Source organism: Rhodoferax sp. P2_H8_2, from assembly GCF_056403235.1.
Map to the genome: position 1 here is coordinate 1 of NZ_JBFUFW010000021.1, position 1,343 is coordinate 1,343.

At 56.0% G+C, this 1,343-nt stretch carries 1 protein-coding gene; it reads left to right on the forward strand.

Annotated elements, in window-relative coordinates:
- Window positions 1–988: toxin TcdB middle/N-terminal domain-containing protein (locus AC1DV6_RS18490; protein ID WP_477980061.1), on the forward strand; the 988-nt coding region annotated here is incomplete at its 5' end.
- Window positions 989–1,343 lie beyond the last annotated feature (355 nt).

Here is a 1,343-nt window from a genome sequence, read left to right on the forward strand (position 1 = left end):
CTACAGCGGCGGCTGGTATATCTCCTACGCGACGGATACCGGATTCACCACACCGGTGCAAGCCCTGCCAATGATGTTGAGCAGTTCCCCAAGTGTGCAGTCCAGGCCTCTTATGAGCTCCATGGATGCGGCCACAAGTGAGATTGCTCCAGTGGACCTGGTGCAGATCGGAGACTTCAATGGTGACGGCAAGATGGACATCATGTGGATTCCCGAGAGTGGTCCTGCATATTGGAGTGTTACGGCCGGTTGGTGGGTTGCCTACGCTCCCGCAGGCCACGACACGCCGTCCAGTATTGCTGCAGGTGTTGGCAACCAGTTAGACATCAGCTACAAACCCATCACCGATAGCAGCGTCTACACCAAGGATGGTGGTGCTACTGCGGCGGTATACCCCGTACGTGATATCCAGGGCGCACAGCATGTTGTCAGCAGCATTTCCAGATCCAACGGCCTTGGAGGCGTCAACACCGCCACCTACACCTACGGTGGCCTGAAATTCGAAGTTGGAACCGGCCGCGGCATGCTGGGCTTTCGCTGGGTCAAGAGCAAGAATGTCAACACCGGCATAGAARGYTACACCGAGTACCGCCAAGACTTCCCGTATGTAGGCATGGCTGCCAAGAGCGAAACGCGCCTGGCCGGTTCTGGCAATGCAGGCGTCTTAAAGCGYGTCACCCCCACAGTGGCATGCCACACCCCGCAAACAGGAGCTGCCTGCACCCCTCTGGCCACAGGCAAGATCTACTACCCCTATACAGCCAGCCAACTGGAAGAGAGCTGGGACTTGAACGGAACGGTACTGCCCAGCTACACCACGACCACACAGTACAGCAGCTTCCCGCACTACGGGGATCCCAGTCAGACCAAGGTTGAGAGCAACGACGGCATCAGCAAGACCACGGTCTACGAGTACTGGCCGGCCGACACAACGAACTGGATCGTGGGGCGTGTGAAGAGCGCCACAGTCACCAGTGTCAAACCATAAGAGCGGAGTCATCATCATGCAAATCCGTCACGTGCAACGCAATTGAACGATCTAGCGTTAGACCGCTCTAAAGCGGTCATCTGCAGAAGTCCGCAGTTGGCCCTGTACTGCAATCGAGACAAAGCCGTCTTGGGATGACGCCAGAAGAATGCCATATAGCAGTCTTCCCCCGTTTGGGAAAGGTATCTGCTTGCTAACGGGTCACCCGCGATCGCGTATACGGTGAAGCCTCCGGTACTCACACCTAATCCCTTTACGCGTCGGTTACCGCATTCTCTCTATTACGTGTCTGATACCTTGCCTTGGTCGCGTTTGAATAGTTTCAACTCTGAGCGTTTGGCTTTTTCAAAAAGCG